The organism is Pseudomonas sp. TE9122, assembly GCF_056278925.1.
On sequence record NZ_JBWBQI010000001.1, the window covers coordinates 4150837 to 4167795 of the forward strand.

A 16959-nucleotide genomic window follows, 5' to 3' on the forward strand; every position below is an offset into this window, starting at 1 on the left:
CTCCACAGTCGATTCGGTTAACCGGATCATGCCTTCATAAAATTACCGCCATAAAACTTTAATAACGTTATAAAACAACCGCTTAACTGAGTTCGACTGCTCTGGCACGAGTCATGCTCTACACTCTCTCGACGAATGCCTGCTGTGCCAGCACTTCAGGAGCCGTCAGGCATTCGAAGCACAAAAAGGGCCGACAAACTGGCTCCATAAAAAAAACAATGTCGAGGAAAATTTGATGCGCATCGTTCCCCATATCCTGGGCGCAGCCATTGCTGCCGCTCTGATCAGCACGCCAGTTTTCGCCGCCGAACTCACCGGCACCCTGAAGAAGATCAAAGAGTCCGGTGTCATCACCCTGGGCCACCGTGACGCCTCCATTCCGTTCTCCTATATCGCTGATGCGTCCGGCAAGCCGGTCGGCTACTCGCACGATATCCAGCTGAAGATCGCCGAAGCGATCAAGAAAGACCTCGACCTGCCGAACCTGCAAGTCAAATACAACCTCGTCACCTCGCAGACCCGTATCCCGCTGGTGCAGAACGGCACCGTGGACGTCGAGTGCGGTTCGACCACCAACAACGTCGAGCGTCAGCAGCAGGTCGACTTCTCCGTCGGCATCTTCGAAATCGGTACCCGTCTGCTGTCCAAGAAAGACTCCAAGTACAAGGATTTCGACGATCTGAAAGGCAAGAACGTCGTAACCACCGCCGGCACCACCTCCGAGCGCATCCTCAAGGCGATGAACGCCGACAAGCAGATGGGCATGAACGTCATCTCCGCCAAAGACCACGGCGAGTCCTTCCAGATGCTGGAATCGGGCCGTGCCGTTGCCTTCATGATGGATGACGCACTGCTGGCCGGCGAAGCCGCCAAGGCCAAGAAAGCCGCCGATTGGGAAGTGACCGGCACGCCACAGTCGTACGAAATCTACGGCTGCATGATGCGCAAAGGCGACGAGCCGTTCAAAAAGGCTGTGGATGACGCGATCAAGGCCACTTACGCTTCGGGCGAAATCAACAAGATCTACGAGAAGTGGTTCATGCAGCCGATTCCGCCAAAAGGCCTGAACCTGAACTTCCCGATGAGCGACGAGCTCAAGACCCTGATCGCCAATCCGACCGACAAAGCGGCTGACGACAAGAAGTCCTGATTTTCTGACTAACCTTATCCCCTGAGGAGGCGCCTGCCTTTTCAGGGGATGGTCACTCCCTGCTGGCATTTTTCTGGAAACACTCGAACCGGTGGCTGTCGAGCCGATCGCGTGTGCCCGGTCTTTGAAAAAAGACTGGGGAGGGAACGGAGTTCCCCAGGCGGGCACTTGTACATCGATCGAATCGAGGGGAGACCCTAATGAATTACAACTGGGACTGGGGCGTGTTCTTCAAGTCCACCGGTGTGGGCAGCGAGACCTATCTCGACTGGTTCATCTCCGGTCTGGGCTGGACCATCGCCATCGCCGTCGTGGCGTGGATCATCGCCCTGCTGCTCGGCTCGCTGCTGGGCATCATGCGCACCGTGCCGAATCGCATCGTATCGGGCATCGCGACCTGCTACGTCGAGCTGTTCCGTAACGTGCCGCTGCTGGTGCAGCTGTTCATCTGGTACTTCCTGGTGCCCGATCTGCTGCCGCCGGATCTGCAGGAGTGGTACAAGCAGGACCTCAATCCGACCACCTCGGCCTACCTGAGCGTTGTCGTCTGCCTCGGTCTGTTCACCGCCGCCCGTGTCTGCGAGCAAGTGCGCACCGGTATCCAGGCACTGCCTCGGGGTCAGGAATCCGCCGCCCGCGCGATGGGTTTCAAGCTGCCGCAGATCTACTGGAACGTGCTGCTGCCCCAGGCCTACCGGATCATCATTCCGCCGCTCACCTCGGAATTCCTCAACGTGTTCAAGAACTCCTCCGTGGCGTCCCTGATCGGTTTGATGGAATTGCTGGCGCAGACCAAACAGACTGCCGAGTTCTCGGCCAACCTGTTCGAAGCGTTCACCCTGGCAACGCTGATCTATTTCACCCTCAACATGAGCCTGATGCTGCTGATGCGCCTGGTCGAGAAGAAAGTCGCGGTGCCCGGCCTGATCTCCGTGGGGGGTAAATAATGGAATTCGATTTCAGTGGCATCGTCCCGGCCATTCCCGGTTTGTGGAACGGCATGGTGATGACCCTCAAGCTGATGGCCATGGGCGTGATCGGCGGGATGATTCTCGGCACGATCCTCGCGCTGTGCCGTCTGTCGCACAACAAGCTGCTGTCGAGCATCGCTGGCGCCTACGTCAACTATTTCCGCTCGATCCCGCTGCTGCTGGTGATCACCTGGTTCTACCTGGCGGTGCCGTTCGTGCTGCGCTGGATCACCGGCGAAGACACGCCGATCGGCGCGTTCACCTCGTGCGTCGTGGCGTTCATGATGTTCGAAGCGGCGTACTTCTGCGAAATCGTCCGGGCCGGTGTGCAGTCGATTTCCAAGGGCCAGATGGGTGCTGCTCAGGCACTGGGCATGAACTACGGGCAGATGATGCGCCTGATCATCCTGCCGCAGGCGTTCCGCAAGATGACCCCGCTGCTGCTGCAGCAGAGCATCATCCTGTTCCAGGACACCTCGCTGGTCTACACCGTGGGCCTGGTGGATTTCCTCAACGCCTCGCGTGCCAGCGGCGACATCATCGGCCGCTCCAATGAGTTCCTGATTTTCGCCGGTCTCGTGTACTTCATCATCAGCTTCGCCGCCTCGCGGTTGGTCAAGCGTCTGCAAAAAAGGTTCGCCGTATGATCTCTATCAAAAACATCAACAAGTGGTATGGGGACTTCCAGGTGCTGACTGATTGCAGCACCGAGGTCAAGAAAGGCGAAGTGATCGTGGTCTGCGGCCCGTCGGGTTCCGGCAAGTCGACGCTGATCAAATGCGTCAACGCCCTGGAGCCGTTCCAGAAAGGTGATGTCGTGGTTGACGGCACGTCGATCGCCGACCCGAAAACCAACCTGCCGAAACTGCGTTCGCGCGTGGGCATGGTGTTCCAGCATTTCGAGCTTTTCCCGCACCTGACCATCACCGAAAACCTGACCATCGCGCAGATCAAGGTGCTCGGCCGCAGCAAGGAAGAGGCGACCAAAAAAGGTCTGCAGTTGCTTGAGCGCGTCGGCCTGTCGGCGCACGCCCACAAGCATCCGGGGCAACTGTCCGGTGGTCAGCAACAGCGTGTGGCGATTGCCCGTGCGCTGGCGATGGACCCGATCGTCATGCTGTTCGACGAACCGACCTCGGCGCTCGATCCGGAAATGGTCAACGAAGTGCTCGACGTGATGGTGCAACTGGCTCACGAAGGCATGACCATGATGTGCGTGACCCACGAAATGGGCTTCGCCCGTAAAGTGGCCGACCGGGTGATCTTCATGGATCAGGGCAAGATCATCGAGGACTGCCCGAAAGAGGAATTCTTCGGCGACATCAGCGCCCGCTCCGAACGCGCGCAGCACTTCCTCGAGAAAATCCTGCAGCACTAAAAGCAACACACCCGCACCCTGTCTGTGGGGTGCGGGCAGCCTGACAATGAGATCCCTTGTGGCGAGGGGATTTATCCCCGTCCGGCTGCGCAGCAGTCGTAAACCCTGTGCATGCGGTCTTTCAGTTAAATCGCAGTGATGGTTTTGGGGCCGCTTCGCGGCCCAACGGGGATAAATCCCCTCGCCACAGGCACAAACAAGTGTTGTGGTTGACCCAAGGCATCTGTGATGAAATGCGACCCCACTCTTTATCGCGCTGCAGAGCCATCACTTGCCGTGAAGCCCCGTCTGATCCGTCATCTGTTCCTGCCGCCGCTGATCATCGCCCTGATGGTCGGACTGGGTTTTATCGGCTTCTGGACCAGTGAACACTTCGGCATCCGCAGCCTCGGCGAAAACGGCCAGCGTCAGCTGGAACTGCACGCCCGCGCGGTCGAAAGCGAGATCAGCAAATACACCTACCTGCCCAGCCTGCTGGAACTCGAAACGAGTGTGCCGCAGTTGCTGGCCGATCCGACTCCGGAGCACCGGCAGACGGTCAACGATTACCTCGAGGGCCTGAACCGCCGCAGCCGCAGCCGGGCCATCTACGTGATGGACACCACCGGCCGGGTCATGGCCACCAGCAACTGGCGCGATGTCGACAGTTATCTGGGTGAAGACTTGTCCTTCCGCGCCTATTTCAAAGACGCCGTGCGCGGCCAGCCCGGGCGCTTCTACGGCATCGGCAGCACCAATGGCGAACCCGGTTACTACCTCGCCCACGGCCTCGAAGAGCACGGCAAGATCATCGGTGTCGCGGTGGTCAAGGTGCGTCTGGAAGCCATGGAAGAACGCTGGCAGCGGGCGCGACTGGAAGCGTTCGTCAGCGATGAGAACGGCATCATCATTCTCTCCAGCGATCCGGCCAGGCGGCTGAAATCGGTGATCCCGCTCAGCGATGAGATCAAGGAAAAACTCGCCCGCAGCCTGCAGTATTACTGGTTTCCACTCAACGAACTGCAACCGCTGGCCCGCGAGACACTGGCCGAAGGCGTGGAGAAACTGACTTTCCCGGCCAACAGCGAATTGCAGCCCGACGAAGACGACATCAGTTATCTGGCGCAAACCCGACTGCTGAGCGACACGCCGTGGAATTTCACCCTGCTCACGCCATTGCAGGACCTGCGCCGCGAAGCCATCAACCAAGGCATTCTGGTGGCGGTGGCGTTTGCCCTGTTCGCCTTCCTGCTGATTGCCTGGAACGAGCGGCGCAAAGTCCTCGCCACCCGCCTCGCCGCCCGCGAAGCATTGCAGGAAGCCAACAGCCAACTCGAACGTCGGATTACCGAACGCACTGCCGATCTGCGCGCCAGCAACGAACGCCTGAAGAGTCAGATCCGCGAGCGCCGTCAGGCCGAGGAGACGTTGCGCCGCGCCCAGGATGAACTGGTTCAGGCGGGCAAACTCGCGGCTATCGGTCAGATGTCGACCAGCATTGCCCATGAATTGAACCAGCCCCTGGCGGCGATGCGCACGCTGTCGGGCAACACCGTGCGCTTTCTTGAGCGCGGCCAGCTCGACGTCGCCAGCACCAACCTCAAGACCATCAACGACCTGATCGACCGCATGGGCCGGATCACCGCCAGCCTGCGTTCGTTCGCCCGGCGCGGCGACAACAAGGGTCAGGCCAGTCTCGGCAAAGCCGTCGACGCCGCGTTGCAAGTGCTCGGCGCGCGCGTGGAAAACACCGCGCTGCAGATTCACCGGCAGTTTGCCGATGTGCAATTGCTGATCGATCAGACCCGTCTCGAACAGATCCTCGTCAACCTGATCGGCAACGCCCTCGACGCCATGCACGCGCAACCGCAGCCGCAGCTGTGGCTGGAGGGTGAAGAATTCAACGGCAAGTACCGCTTGCGGGTGCGTGACAACGGCCACGGCATCGACGCCGAAGCGCGCAAGCATCTGTTCGAACCGTTCTTCACCACCAAACCCGGCGAGCAAGGCCTGGGACTGGGCCTGACCCTGTCCGCCAGCCTCGCCGCCGCCACCGGCGGGCACCTGGGTGTCGAACACCCGGCCGGCGGTGGCACCACTTTCGTCCTCAGTTTACCGTTGGTAAGCCCTCTTTCTGCCGAGCCAATATGAACCCTGAACTCAGTGTGCTGATTGTCGAAGACGACCCCCATGTGCTGCTCGGCTGCCAACAGGCGCTGACCCTCGAAGACATTCCGTGCATCGGCGTCGGCAGTGCCGAAGAGGCGCTGGCGCAGGTCGGCGACAACTTTGCCGGCATCGTCATCAGCGATATCCGCCTGCCGGGCATCGATGGCCTGGAATTGCTCACCCGCCTCAAGCAGCGTGATCGCAGCCTGCCGGTGGTGCTGATAACCGGCCACGGCGACATTTCCATGGCTGTCGGCGCGATGCAGAAAGGCGCCTACGACTTCATGGAAAAACCGTTCTCGCCGGAACGCCTGGTCGATGTCGCGCGGCGGGCGCTGGAGCAACGCAGCCTCGCCCGTGAAGTGTCATCGCTACGTCGGCAACTGGCCGAACGCGATTCGCTGGAAGGGCGGATTATCGGCCGCTCACCGGCGATGCAGAACCTGCGCGAGCTGATCGCCAACGTCGCCGACACTTCGGCCAACGTCTTGATCGAAGGCGAGACCGGCACCGGCAAGGAACTGGTCGCTCGTTGCCTGCACGATTTCAGTCGGCGCCACAGCAAACAGTTTGTCGCGCTGAACTGCGGCGGCCTGCCGGAAAACCTTTTTGAAAGCGAAATCTTCGGCCACGAAGCCAACGCCTTCACCGGCGCCGGCAAACGGCGCATCGGCAAGATCGAGCACGCCGACGGCGGCACGCTGTTCCTCGACGAAGTGGAAAGCATGCCGCTGCCGTTGCAGATCAAGTTGCTGCGCGTATTGCAGGAACGCACCCTTGAACGCCTCGGCTCGAACCAGAGCGTGGCCGTGGATTGCCGGGTGATTGCGGCGACCAAATCCGACCTTGATGAGTCGAGCAAGGCCGGGGAATTTCGCAGCGACCTGTACTACCGCCTCAACGTCGTGACCCTGGAATTGCCACCGCTGCGCGAACGCCGCGAAGACATCCTGCAACTGTTCGAGCATTTCACCCAGCAGTCGGCGCTGCGCTTCGACCGCGCGCTGCCGGAGCTGGACAACCAGACCCTGTCGAACCTGATGAGCCACGACTGGCCGGGCAACGTGCGCGAACTGCGCAACGTCGCCGAACGCTTCGCCCTCGGCCTGCCGGCTTTCAAGAAATCCGGGGCCAGCGCCGGCCAGGGTCTGGCGTTTGCCGAAGCGGTGGAAGCGTTCGAGCGCAATCTGCTGGTCGACGCCTTGCAACGCAGCGGCGGCAACCTGACCCAGGCCAGCCAGGAACTGGGCATGGCCAAGACCACGCTGTTCGACAAAGTCAAAAAGTACGGGCTGAGCCACTGATGGATCTGATTCTCAAAGCCGCGATCGGCGCCGCAGTGGTGCTGATCCTCGCGGCACTGTCCAAGACCAGAAACTACTACATCGCCGGTCTGGTGCCGCTGTTCCCGACCTTTGCCCTGATTGCGCACTACATCGTCGGCAAGGGCCGCTCGGTCGACGATCTGAAAACCACGATCGTGTTTGGGATGTGGTCGATCATTCCCTACTTTATCTATCTGGCGACGCTGTACGTGATGGTCGACCGCATGCGCCTGGAAGCGTCGCTGGCCGTGGCGGCGGTGGCGTGGCTGATGGCGGCGACGGTATTGGTGAGCGTGTGGGTCCGGCTGCATGCCTGAACCCACGCGCATCTGCCTCTATCGACCGTAGACTCGGGCCAGTTGCGCGGACGACAAGGCATCCTCGAACGGCACCGGCACTGACTTCACCGCACCGTAGAGATTGCGGTAGCGCCAGTAGTTGCCGTTCTGCGCCAATTGATAACCGCGCTCGACCACGCGCTGGCCGTCGAGCACGTAACGCAGGGTTTCCTGCGCGGCGGGCGGTGGCGCCGGTTGCATCAGGTCGGCGCTCAATACGCGCATGGATTCATCAATACATTCATCCAGCACGGCGGTGACCTTGGCCAGGTCAAGGGCGCCGTCATCGATGCATTGCTTGCCGCAACGACGGATCGGCTGACTGGCCACTTCGATGCGCATGCGGTACAGCGGCGAGCCGGCGATATCCTGTAATTGCACCTGATTGACCAGCACGAAACTGCCGCGATCGGGCGTCAGCATCAGCTTCGGTTCGATCAGCAACCGTGCCGTGACCGCACCTGCCCCCTGCTTGAATCCGGAGACTTGCGACGCCGCCTGAAAACGCTGTTGCAAGCGCTCCTGCAACGGCACGCCGGCGAGCAGGTCGGCCAGCGGCCGCGATTCGTTCAGCGCGGCTTTTTCGGCATCGCGCTGTAACGTACCGGAACCCATTTGCGTGTTGATCAGACTGGCCACCAGAATGCCCGCCAGCCCGGCGCCCGCACCGGAGCTCGACACCAGCGTGTAACTGGAATTCGCCGCGTTCACTGCCGCCTTGCTGTCGATCACCGTGCTGGCGCCGACAAACTCCGCCGGCAGTTGCACGTCGACCTTCAGTCCGTGTGCCTGCACATAGCTCATGGCCGCCTGATCCTTGAAACCGGCCTCGGGTGCCGGTTTCTGCGCACAGCCAGGCAACGCCAGCAGCGAGATCGCCGCGAGGGTCAGCGCCAGACGTTTCATTGCGCGAACGGGGCGATCATTTGCTGACGGCTGTTATCCATCGCCTGATAAAACGCGTTGGACAGATTGGTGTAGGACGGCTCGTCCCACTCACCTTGCGCGGCTTGCACAGCGGCGAATGGCTGGTACCACAAGAGTTTGTTGTCCGACAGATCGATCACCATGCCCTGGCCGCCGACCTGGGCCATCGGCACGCTGGTGGGCACGATGCTGTAGTAGCTGCGGGTGGCACCGGTGGCATAGATCGACACCAGCAACAGACGGTCGATGCCGTGGGCAGCTTTCATCGGCGACAGGTCCTTGGTCATGTAGCCCTCGCGGAAATCGACTTCCTTGAAGGTCTTCAGATCGACCTTTTCATCAATGCGCTTGGCCTTGTAGCCCTTGGCTTGCAGCTTGGCGACGATGGCGTCGGGCAGGGTTTCCAGGTCGCGCACCTGCCAGGTCTCGACATTGGCGCTGAGCTTGCTGTTGACGCCGGCATTGATGGCGTAATCGAGGATGCCCTGATTGCCGGTCAGCGCCAGCACCGGCGACGGTACGACGGTAATGGCCACACCGATGGTCGGCTCTTTGGCATCCCAGAACTGTTTGTCCAGGGCCACGGGCGGTTGCACATGGGCGCAGCCGGTGAGAGTCAGTACGGCGAGCAGAGCCAGCGCGGCCCATTGACGTGTAGCGCGAAAAATCATGGATCAAGTCCCTATGTCTGAAAACGTTCCTGCGCCTTATCGGCAACAACGCGGCAAACAATAGTGGCACATTGATATTTTTTTGGCGACAGGATGCTGGCGCACTCTTACAGCAGATTGTTCGGCGCCGGCGGATCGACCCGAGCCCAATGCGAAGTGTCCTCGCGATGCGCCTGCAAATACGGCAGCACCGCCGCCAGCAACGGCTCCTTGAACGCCTCCTGAAAGCGATGCGCCAGTCCCGGAATCAGTTTCAACTGACTGCCCTGAATGTGCGCCGCCAGATGCACGCCGTGCATCACCGGCAGCAGCGGATCTGCCGTGCCGTGCACCACCAGGGTCGGTACGCGCAGCTGATTGAGCAATGCCACCCGGCTCGGTTCGGCAAGGATTGCCATGATCTGGCGCTTGACGCCTTCGGGGTTGAACGCGCGGTCGTAGGACGCCGCCGCCTGTTGCAACAGCGCTTGGCGATCATCCGTCACCGCCGGGCTACCGAGTGCCGCAAGCAGATCGGCCTGTTGCTCCAACGCCACTTCGCGGTTCGGCGCACCTCGGCGCGAGAGCAACTGCACCAGCGCCGCACTTGGTGCCGGCAGGCCTTCAGCGCCGGAAGTGGTCATGATCAGCGTCAGGCTTTCCACCCGCTGCGGCGCCATCGCCGCCATGTGCTGAGCGATCATCCCGCCCATGCTCGCGCCGAGCACGTGGAATTGCTCAACCTTCAGCGCCGTCATCAAACCCAGCGCATCGTCGGCCATGTCAGTCAGGCTGTAGGGCGCCGAAACCGGCAAACCGAGTTTGTAACGCAGCACTTCGAAGGTCAGGTTGGCCTCGATCGGCGCTTGCCGCCAGGTCGACAATCCGACGTCGCGGTTGTCATAGCGGATCACCCGGAAACCCTGCTGACACAGCGCGACCACGACTTCGTCCGGCCAGTGGATTAACTGCCCACCCAGGCCCATGACCAGCAACAGCGCCGGGTCCGATGCGCGGCCGATACTTTGATAGGCAAGACTGACCTGCGCCAGCTCGGCGTGCTCGGTCGGCACGTTGACATCACAGCGTCCGGCTGCAAACGAGCCGGCCCCGAACAAAAGCGCGGCCAACGCGGCCGCGACTGAAAAAACTCTCTTGAACATGAAAAATACCAAAACGCAGCACCCCAGTAGAGCGCGAGTCTGATGAAGTTCGTGCGAGCGCGCTGCCACAGTTGCATGACAGTTTGATGAAGAGTGCCGAGCGGTCGTCTGTCGATTACCCCGCCGGATCCTGGCCGCCAGATCGACAAAGCCACCGTCATGAGACAAACTCACCTTCCCCGCATTCGTCACAAGTTTTCTTCATGGAGCCCCGCCGGTGCTTGAAATCCGACATCTGAAAACCCTGCATGCCCTGCGCGAGGCCGACAGCCTGGTGGATGCCGCTGATCGCCTGCATCTGACGCAATCCGCTCTATCGCATCAATTCAAAGAGCTGGAAGAGCGCATGGGCATGCAGTTGTTCGTGCGCAAGACCAAACCGGTGCGCTTCACCAGCGCCGGTTTGCGCCTGCTGCAACTGGCCGACGCCACCCTGCCGCTGTTGCGCGCCGCTGAACGGGACATCGGTCGGCTGGCCGGTGGCACCGCCGGGCGTCTGCACATGGCTATCGAATGTCACAGCTGCTTTCAGTGGCTGATGCCGACCATCGACCAGTTCCGCGATGCCTGGCCGGAAGTCGAGCTGGACCTGGCTTCGGGTTTCGCTTTCGCCCCGCTGCCGGCACTGGCGCGCGGCGATCTGGATCTGGTGGTGACCTCCGATCCGCTGGAAATTGCCGGCATCACTTACGTGCCGCTGTTCACTTACGAAGCCATGCTCGCGGTGGCCAATCAGCATGCGCTGGCGAGCAAGCCGTACATCGTTCCTGAAGATTTGCTGACGGAAACGCTGATCACCTACCCGGTCGAGCGTGATCGCCTGGACATCTTCACCCGCTTCCTCGAACCGGCCGACATCGAACCTGCGCAGGTGCGCACTTCAGAACTGACGGTGATGATGATGCAACTGGTCGCCAGCGGCCGTGGCGTCTGCGGGATGCCGCACTGGGCGCTGCATGAATACAGCTCGCGCGGCTATGTGAAGGGCAAACGGTTGGGTGAGAAAGGCTTGTTCGCGACGCTGTACGCGGCGATTCGCACGGACATGCTCGACGCGCCGTACATGCGCGATTTCCTGCTGACCGCCAAGGACACTTCGTTCTCGACCCTCGATGGGGTCAGTGCCGTACGCTGATTTTTCCGAGCAAGAGTTCCCCCTGTGGGAGCGAGCCTGCTCGCGAAAGCGGTGGATGATTCAGCGATGATGTCGGCTGGACGGACGCCTTCGCGAGCAGGCTCGCTCCCACAAGGATTGTCGTGGTGGGTCAGAGCTGGCGCCACATGTGGATCTTGTCGAAGTAGTCTTCGCCCACCCGCACGGCGAGTGGCTCGAGGCCGAACTGAATGAAGCCGCAACGCTGGTACAACTGAAAAGCCGCGTCATTGCCGGCGGTGACAGTGAGCTGCAGTAGCTTCAGCGCCGGATGCTTTTGCGCTTCGACCAGTGCCGCCTGCACCAGATCAAAGCCCAGCCCCTTGCGACGAAAATCCGCCGAGACATACATGCCGAACAGCGTGGCCTTGTGTCGTGCCTTCTCGCGAGGTTCAAAGGCCAGGCCGACAATCCCGGCCAACGTCCCGGCATCGAATGCCCCCAGCACCACATCGAGCTTGCTGGTCAGGCGCCCTTCCCACCAACTCAATGGCATCACCGCGCGCTCGCGTACGCTGGAGGTGAACGCCTGCGGATGACGGTCGTAGGCTTGCAGCATCAGTTCGCGGTAAGCCAAGGCGTGGCTGGCGTCCAGCCGTTCGATCCACATGTCAGGCAGTCCGCCGTTGTTCGAGCATCAGCCGTACGGCAAGGCCACCGAGGACCATGCCCATGAAATAGCGCTGCATCGCCAACCACGTCGGGTTGCGCACGAACCACGAAGCGATGCCTGCGGCGAACAGCGCGATCAACAGATTGACGCTGAAGCTGACGCCGATCTGCGTGAGGCCGAGGACGATGCTTTGGGCGAACACCGAGCCGTGCTCAGGGCTGATGAATTGCGGAAACACCGACAGATAGAACACGGCGATCTTCGGGTTCAGCGCGCTGGTGAGAAAGCCCATGGTGATCAGCTTGCGCGACGAGTCCGGCGGCAATTGCTGCGCTTCGAACGGTGAACGCGCGCCGGGTTTCAGCGCTTGCCAGGCCAGCCACAGCAGGTACAGCGCACCGGCCCATTTCAACACTTCATAAGCCATCGGCACGGCAAGAAACACTGCCGTCAAACCGACCGCCGCAGCGAACATATGCACGAAGAACCCGCCGACCACGCCGAGCAGCGACGTCACCCCCGCGCGGCGTCCCTGACAGATCGAACGCGAGATCAGGTAGATCATGTTCGGCCCCGGCGTCAGCACCATCAGCAGCGCGGCGGCGGCGAAGATCAGCAGGTCTTGCAACGGGATCATGGCAACGTCCTTTGCGGGAATGATCAGGCGAGTGCAGTCAGTGAACGGCGATAAAACGGCAGGATGTGCTCGCGTGTCAATGGCGCCAGCTCGAGCGCCGGATCAGTGGCCGGATCGACCCATATGACTTCCTCGATTTCCGCCGCCGGACACACGTCAGTATCGATGGTCAATTGGAAAATCTCCGCGTGCACGATGAAGCCCGGCTCGTTGGCGGCGGGGGCGGAAAAACTGTTGAGGAAAATCGCCTGCGCCGGGTCGATCTGCAACCCGAGTTCTTCTTCCAGCTCACGGGCCAATGCGTGTACTGGCAACTCGTGGGCTTCGATCTTGCCACCCGGTTGCATGAAGGCCGTGGTGCCGCGCTTGCGCACCAGCAGGGTCTGGCCTTGGGCGTTGAGCAACAGGGCGGCGGCGATATGGATGATGCAGGGCGAAACGGCGGATGTCGGCGTCATGAGTCGAAAAATGCCTTGTGCGAAAAGATCGCAGGATCCCACGCCCGACGCGCCTGCGTCATCAGAAGATCCCTACAAGAAGCATCCGTGATCAGCCTGACTCTGACGACAAGTCCGCCCAAAGGCTCGGAAATTTCCCACTCGCGAATTTGGTAGCGTTATTCATCGCTGCCCGGCAGCCATTCGCTACATCGCCTAAGAGGGAAAACGCTGCATGTCTGACATTTCGACGCTCAAGGAAAAGAACAATCTCAAGACGCTCCATTTCATTCTCCTGACCGTAGTCACCATGGGTCTCTACTCGGTTGTATGGCTGCACAAAACAACAACCGTGGTTGAGGAGGTCACTCAAATCAAGACACTGAGCCAGACCGGTCTGGTCGTTTATCTGGCGCTCTGTGGTATCGGAGGGATCTTTTTCACCGTGTCTGATCCGCGGTTCATGGCGACGGGGTATGCGATGACGGTCATTGCCCAGCTCATCGCCATTGCTTGGTGCTTTCGAGTTCGCAGAGCCTTGCGCGCCTACACGCTGACCCAACACAACTTCGAACCGCGAATGAACCGCTTGTATTCAGTCCTGTTCGCCTTCTATCACATCAATTACTGCATCAACGATATGGCCAGGGCCAAGCACAAACATGACCAGAAACGGCAAACGCCTCAGGAATCGGTCGCGGCATAAACAAAAAGGTAATCGTCGATTTCGCGTGCAAGTTCGCTTCTACCTTTCACTGCAATTCCTTGTGCGAGCTTGCTCGCGAAGGCGTTCGTCAATGCCACAAGTTTGCCCACCAGTATTGCTGCATGGCTGCTTCTCGCGTTCAACAGCCAAGTCAACTGGCATCGTAAGCGAGACGGCTCCGATGTAAGCGAGGAGAGGGACGTCTGCCTGTTCACGGTTCCGTCGTTGGCGCAATATGCCTGCCAGCCACAAACAATCCGAACCAAGGAAACCGTATGAGCCTGTCGCTGCTGAGCCGCTACGCCTTCTTTGCCGTCTGCGTGATTTTCACCCTCGCCAGCCTGCCCTTTCTCGAACATGACTGGCTGTGGCCGATCACCGCCGCCACCGCTGTGCTGAGCCTGCTCGGCGTGTTCGACCTGTTGCAGACGCGCCATGCAGTGCGCCGCAATTATCCGATTCTGGGCAACATCCGTTATCTGGTCGAAGGCATCCGCCCGGAGATTCGCCAGTACCTGCTCGAGTCCGACAGCGATGCCCTGCCCTTCTCCCGCGCGCAGCGTTCGCTGGTGTACTCGCGAGCGAAAAACGAAACTGCCGACAAACCGTTCGGCACGCTGATCGACGTCTACCAGTCCGGCTTCGAATTCATCGGCCATTCGATGCGCCCGGCGCCGTTGAGTGACCCGAACGGTTTCCGCGTCATTGTCGGCGGTCCGCAGTGCACGCAGCCGTACTCGGCATCGATCTTTAATATCTCGGCAATGAGCTTCGGCTCGCTCAGTGCCAACGCCATCCGCGCCTTGAACCAGGGCGGCCAAACTCGGCAACTTCGCCCACGACACAGGCGAAGGCAGCATCAGCCCGTATCACCGCGAACACGGTGGTGATCTGACTTGGGAACTGGGCAGCGGCTACTTCGGCTGCCGCACCAGCGACGGCCGTTTCGACCCTGAGCGCTTCGCCGTGCAGGCGCAGAATCCGCAAGTGCGCATGATCGAAATCAAGATGAGCCAGGGCGCCAAACCCGGCCATGGCGGGATCTTGCCCAAGCATAAGGTCACCAGGGAGATTGCGGAAACACGCGGCATCCTGATGGGCGAGGACTGCGTCTCGCCGTCGCGCCACAGTGCGTTTTCAACGCCGATCGAGATGATGCAGTTCATCCAGCAACTGCGCGAATTGTCCGGTGGCAAACCGGTGGGCTTCAAATTCTGCCTCGGCCATCCGTGGGAATTCATGGGCATTGCCAAGGCCATGCTGGAAACCGGCATTCTTCCGGACTTCATCGTCGTCGATGGCAAGGAAGGCGGCACTGGCGCAGCCCCTGTCGAATTCACCGACCACATCGGCGTGCCGATGCGCGAAGGCCTGCTGTTCGTGCACAACACGCTGGTCGGCCTCAACCTGCGCGACAAGATCAAACTCGGTGCGAGCGGCAAGATCGTCAGCGCCTTCGACATCGCCAGCGTGTTGGCCATCGGCGCTGACTGGGCCAACTCCGCGCGCGGCTTCATGTTCGCCATCGGCTGCATCCAGTCGCAGTCGTGCCACACCAACAAATGCCCGACCGGCGTTGCCACCCAGGACGCCTTGCGCCAACGCGCTCTGGTGGTACCGGACAAAGCCCAGCGCGTCTACAACTTCCATCGCAGCACGCTCAAAGCACTGGCGGAAATGCTCGCGGCGGCCGGGCTTGAGCATCCGTCGCAACTGTCGGCCAAGCATCTGGTACGACGCATGTCGGCGACCGAGATCAAACTGTTCTCGCAGTTGCATGTATTTCTGAAACCGGGGGAATTGCTTACCGGCGAAGTGAATGGCGAGTTCTATTCGCGGATGTGGCAGATGGCGCGGGCGGACAGTTTTGAGCCGAGCGAGGTCGTCGCTGCGTAACTGCTCAAAGGTGTGCATTTCCATTCGGAATGCCCACCGCTACCGATCATGGTTCAAATGTACGGATCTTGAATAATCGCACATGACCTATTTCTTCCTTATCGATAATTTTTGCTTCGTACCTTTCTAGATTTTTGATTCCCTGAGCAAAACCAGGACCATAGTTCGTCTCCAGAACATAAAATTCTTTCGGGTGACTGGGCAACGACAAATCAGTTTTCAGCTTCTCTAAATTACTAACAAGCCGCGGAGATCCCAGCAACTTGAAATAGACACCAAACTGAATCGCATCAAGCGAATAGATTGGCAACACGCTTGACTTATTCATTACAGAGATGACGATATCTCTCATGTGCGTCTCGCGTGAGTACGGATTTTCAGGATCCCTCAGATAACTGATATCCCTGAATAAAGGCGTAGCAGAAAATGTCATCAATACCACCAGCATTAACACTTTTACTGGCACATCTCTTATATTGCCAACTGCGTACGCAGCCACCAGCAATACGGCGGGCAGAAGAAAAATAAAATTGCGTTGAGTTGTCACCGGGCGTAAGTAAACAGAACAGACATAGGGCACCACAATTCCTACTACCCCCCAGAACACAATCAGCCTGCAAGCAATTGCGCTTTCAGGATTTTGAGCCATCGACGCCAGCCCTGAAATTAAAATTACAGCGAGCAAAGCGGCCAGAAACGTATCTCCGAAATACAACAGGAAAACCTTGAAGAAAAAAACAGTTTCGGGTGGTTGAATCCAGAAATCCCGTGAAAAGCTACTCTCAGCGTACGATAAACCAGGAATTACGGTTAATGCGGCAAAAAATCCGGCGCAAATGAACCTGTATATAACTTGGCTGTGGACCTCGCTGCGCAAGATCATGTGAAGCAACACAAGCACTTGAGCAAAGACCGGCAGATAACCGAAGTAATGAGTATTTATCAGCGCGGCGGAAGTCAGCCAATAGCAAAAAAAATCCTGCCCTCTGCCTCGACTTAAGCAGCGCAAGAAGATCACAAAAGACAAAACGGTAAGCAACGACAGAAGCGCATAAGAGCGAGTCTCTTGCGAATACTGAACCAAGAAACTATTGACCGCTGCCAACCACGCAACGATGAGCCCTACTTGTTCATCAAACAATTTGCGCCCGAGGAGGAATACAGAGGGAATCAACAGCACGCCGATTACCGCAGAGAGATACCGCCCTGTGTGTTCGCCAAACCCGACAGCCTGATAATAAGTCCACAGTAAAATCTGATAAAAGGGAGGATGAACGTCACTCAATGTAGTTCGATACACGTCAAAGAATCCATTTTGCGGATCGCTTACCGATACACTGAAGGCCTCATCCAGCCACAGGCCAGTAGCATCGATGTTGCGCAACCTTACATACAGGCCAAATCCAATTGCGCCAATCAGACACAGGTACATTGCCAATTTGTACTTTCGCGACGCAGTGTCCATTG

General features: G+C 59.4%; 16 protein-coding genes and 1 pseudogene. 10 read left to right on the plus strand and 7 right to left on the minus strand.

Annotation, left to right across the window (positions count from 1 at the left end):
• Positions 1–235 precede the first annotated feature (235 nt).
• The 7 genes from ACZ9BE_RS18645 (at position 236) to ACZ9BE_RS18675 (ending at position 7289) form a co-directional block, all read left to right on the plus strand.
• Positions 236–1150, plus strand: coding sequence for a glutamate/aspartate ABC transporter substrate-binding protein (locus ACZ9BE_RS18645; protein ID WP_476249793.1), 915 nt, complete (start codon positions 236–238; stop codon positions 1148–1150).
• Positions 1151–1350: 200 nt separating this feature from the next.
• Positions 1351–2097 (plus strand): amino acid ABC transporter permease, encoded by a 747-nt coding sequence (locus ACZ9BE_RS18650; RefSeq protein ID WP_056790046.1) that lies wholly within the window; start codon positions 1351–1353, stop codon positions 2095–2097.
• Positions 2097–2768, plus strand: a complete 672-nt coding sequence (locus ACZ9BE_RS18655; protein ID WP_016773391.1) for an amino acid ABC transporter permease — start codon at positions 2097–2099, stop codon at positions 2766–2768. The genes ACZ9BE_RS18650 and ACZ9BE_RS18655 overlap by 1 nt, the downstream gene beginning before the upstream one ends.
• Positions 2765–3499: an amino acid ABC transporter ATP-binding protein gene (locus tag ACZ9BE_RS18660; RefSeq protein ID WP_016773390.1), complete on the plus strand. Its 735-nt coding sequence runs from the start codon at positions 2765–2767 to the stop codon at positions 3497–3499. The genes ACZ9BE_RS18655 and ACZ9BE_RS18660 overlap by 4 nt, the downstream gene beginning before the upstream one ends.
• A 228-nt stretch (positions 3500–3727) precedes the next feature.
• A complete protein-coding gene (gene aauS / locus ACZ9BE_RS18665) occupies positions 3728–5629 on the plus strand; it encodes a two-component sensor histidine kinase AauS (RefSeq protein ID WP_041479880.1) in 1902 nt (633 codons plus the stop codon).
• Positions 5626–6951: a two-component response regulator AauR gene (gene aauR, locus ACZ9BE_RS18670; RefSeq protein ID WP_024014166.1), complete on the plus strand. Its 1326-nt coding sequence runs from the start codon at positions 5626–5628 to the stop codon at positions 6949–6951. The genes aauS and aauR overlap by 4 nt, the downstream gene beginning before the upstream one ends.
• A gap of 8 nt (positions 6952–6959) precedes the next feature.
• Positions 6960–7289, plus strand: coding sequence for a GlpM family protein (locus tag ACZ9BE_RS18675; RefSeq protein WP_177327026.1), 330 nt, complete (start codon positions 6960–6962; stop codon positions 7287–7289).
• Between the two features lie 18 nt (positions 7290–7307).
• Here ACZ9BE_RS18675 and ACZ9BE_RS18680 read toward each other — a convergent pair whose 3' ends face one another.
• The 3 genes from ACZ9BE_RS18680 to ACZ9BE_RS18690 form a co-directional block, all read right to left on the minus strand.
• Positions 7308–8216 carry a hypothetical protein gene (locus tag ACZ9BE_RS18680; protein WP_476249794.1) on the minus strand — a complete coding sequence of 303 codons (909 nt, stop codon included), beginning with the start codon at positions 8214–8216 and terminating at the stop codon, positions 7308–7310.
• Positions 8213–8908 carry a hypothetical protein gene (locus ACZ9BE_RS18685; protein ID WP_024014168.1) on the minus strand — a complete coding sequence of 232 codons (696 nt, stop codon included), beginning with the start codon at positions 8906–8908 and terminating at the stop codon, positions 8213–8215. Before ACZ9BE_RS18685 ends, ACZ9BE_RS18680 begins: the two co-directional genes overlap by 4 nt.
• A 107-nt stretch (positions 8909–9015) precedes the next feature.
• Positions 9016–10050, minus strand: a complete 1035-nt coding sequence (locus ACZ9BE_RS18690) for an alpha/beta fold hydrolase (protein WP_056790057.1) — start codon at positions 10048–10050, stop codon at positions 9016–9018.
• Positions 10051–10267: 217 nt separating this feature from the next.
• Here ACZ9BE_RS18690 and metR point away from each other — a divergent pair, with 217 nt between their 5' ends.
• On the plus strand, positions 10268–11185 hold the full coding sequence (gene metR / locus ACZ9BE_RS18695; RefSeq protein ID WP_016773382.1) for a transcriptional regulator MetR: 918 nt from the start codon (positions 10268–10270) through the stop codon (positions 11183–11185).
• A 130-nt stretch (positions 11186–11315) separates the two neighbouring features.
• Here metR and ACZ9BE_RS18700 read toward each other — a convergent pair whose 3' ends face one another.
• The 3 genes from ACZ9BE_RS18700 to ACZ9BE_RS18710 are packed head-to-tail and all read right to left on the minus strand — an operon-like array spanning position 11316 to position 12911.
• Positions 11316–11813 carry a GNAT family N-acetyltransferase gene (locus ACZ9BE_RS18700; RefSeq protein WP_150638626.1) on the minus strand — a complete coding sequence of 166 codons (498 nt, stop codon included), beginning with the start codon at positions 11811–11813 and terminating at the stop codon, positions 11316–11318.
• A 1-nt stretch (position 11814) separates the two neighbouring features.
• Entirely contained in the window at positions 11815–12453 is a 639-nt protein-coding gene (locus tag ACZ9BE_RS18705) for a LysE family translocator (protein WP_476249795.1), read from the minus strand.
• A 23-nt stretch (positions 12454–12476) separates the two neighbouring features.
• Positions 12477–12911, minus strand: a complete 435-nt coding sequence (locus ACZ9BE_RS18710; protein ID WP_095181775.1) for an NUDIX hydrolase — start codon at positions 12909–12911, stop codon at positions 12477–12479.
• A 214-nt stretch (positions 12912–13125) separates the two neighbouring features.
• Between ACZ9BE_RS18710 and ACZ9BE_RS18715 the strand changes: the two genes are divergently transcribed.
• Together ACZ9BE_RS18715 and ACZ9BE_RS18720 are read left to right on the plus strand one after the other, a co-directional pair.
• Positions 13126–13596, plus strand: a complete 471-nt coding sequence (locus tag ACZ9BE_RS18715; protein WP_150638622.1) for a DUF4234 domain-containing protein — start codon at positions 13126–13128, stop codon at positions 13594–13596.
• Positions 13597–13871: 275 nt separating this feature from the next.
• A pseudogene (locus ACZ9BE_RS18720) lies at positions 13872–15492 on the plus strand (FMN-binding glutamate synthase family protein).
• A gap of 46 nt (positions 15493–15538) precedes the next feature.
• Here the strand turns inward: ACZ9BE_RS18720 and ACZ9BE_RS18725 are convergent.
• Positions 15539–16957: a glycosyltransferase family 39 protein gene (locus tag ACZ9BE_RS18725; protein ID WP_476249796.1), complete on the minus strand. Its 1419-nt coding sequence runs from the start codon at positions 16955–16957 to the stop codon at positions 15539–15541.
• Between the last annotated feature and the right edge of the window lie 2 nt (positions 16958–16959).

Excerpts from the sequence above, each read along its gene's own strand:
- ACZ9BE_RS18645 (WP_476249793.1), top strand. The coding sequence starts at position 236 with ATGCGCATCGTTCCCCATATCCTGGGCGCAGCCATTGCTGCCGCTCTG.
- ACZ9BE_RS18650 (WP_056790046.1), top strand. The coding sequence starts at position 1,351 with ATGAATTACAACTGGGACTGGGGCGTGTTCTTCAAGTCCACCGGTGTG.
- ACZ9BE_RS18655 (WP_016773391.1), top strand. The coding sequence starts at position 2,097 with ATGGAATTCGATTTCAGTGGCATCGTCCCGGCCATTCCCGGTTTGTGG.
- ACZ9BE_RS18660 (WP_016773390.1), top strand. The coding sequence starts at position 2,765 with ATGATCTCTATCAAAAACATCAACAAGTGGTATGGGGACTTCCAGGTG.
- aauS (WP_041479880.1), top strand. The coding sequence starts at position 3,728 with ATGAAATGCGACCCCACTCTTTATCGCGCTGCAGAGCCATCACTTGCC.
- aauR (WP_024014166.1), top strand. The coding sequence starts at position 5,626 with ATGAACCCTGAACTCAGTGTGCTGATTGTCGAAGACGACCCCCATGTG.
- ACZ9BE_RS18680 (WP_476249794.1), bottom strand. The coding sequence starts at position 8,216 with ATGAAACGTCTGGCGCTGACCCTCGCGGCGATCTCGCTGCTGGCGTTG.
- ACZ9BE_RS18685 (WP_024014168.1), bottom strand. The coding sequence starts at position 8,908 with ATGATTTTTCGCGCTACACGTCAATGGGCCGCGCTGGCTCTGCTCGCC.
- ACZ9BE_RS18690 (WP_056790057.1), bottom strand. The coding sequence starts at position 10,050 with ATGTTCAAGAGAGTTTTTTCAGTCGCGGCCGCGTTGGCCGCGCTTTTG.
- ACZ9BE_RS18700 (WP_150638626.1), bottom strand. The coding sequence starts at position 11,813 with ATGTGGATCGAACGGCTGGACGCCAGCCACGCCTTGGCTTACCGCGAA.
- ACZ9BE_RS18705 (WP_476249795.1), bottom strand. The coding sequence starts at position 12,453 with ATGATCCCGTTGCAAGACCTGCTGATCTTCGCCGCCGCCGCGCTGCTG.
- ACZ9BE_RS18710 (WP_095181775.1), bottom strand. The coding sequence starts at position 12,911 with ATGACGCCGACATCCGCCGTTTCGCCCTGCATCATCCATATCGCCGCC.
- ACZ9BE_RS18715 (WP_150638622.1), top strand. The coding sequence starts at position 13,126 with ATGTCTGACATTTCGACGCTCAAGGAAAAGAACAATCTCAAGACGCTC.
- ACZ9BE_RS18725 (WP_476249796.1), bottom strand. The coding sequence starts at position 16,957 with ATGGACACTGCGTCGCGAAAGTACAAATTGGCAATGTACCTGTGTCTG.